This window comes from Streptobacillus felis, from assembly GCF_001559775.1.
GTDB lineage: Bacteria > Fusobacteriota > Fusobacteriia > Fusobacteriales > Leptotrichiaceae > Streptobacillus > Streptobacillus felis.
The window spans coordinates 1-254 of record NZ_LOHX01000044.1; the positions used below are offsets into that span (position 1 = coordinate 1).

Sequence of the window (254 nt, forward strand, 5' to 3'; positions counted from 1 at the left end):
TTGTTAACCAGAGAAGAATGGAAAAAATTGTATCAAGCTCAATTTGATATAATAAAAAAATTTAATCATAATAAAATAAAAATGGATACAGTTCTTCATAATGTACGAAAATACGCCAAAAAAGCAAATAATGGTGCTGAATACAAAAGAAAAAAACAATTGAAAAAAAAACTGAAAAACAAGAAAATGAAATGGTAAAAATAAACAATGCTAAGAAAAAACAATTTTCTAGACTTAATCAAAAAAATGAAAAT

General features: G+C 22.0%; 1 protein-coding gene. It reads left to right on the plus strand.

Features of this window, described 5'->3' with window-relative positions:
- The coding region (locus AYC60_RS09660; RefSeq protein ID WP_231724602.1) for a hypothetical protein at nt 1-198 on the plus strand (198 nt) is incomplete at its 5' end.
- Between the last annotated feature and the right edge of the window lie 56 nt (nt 199-254).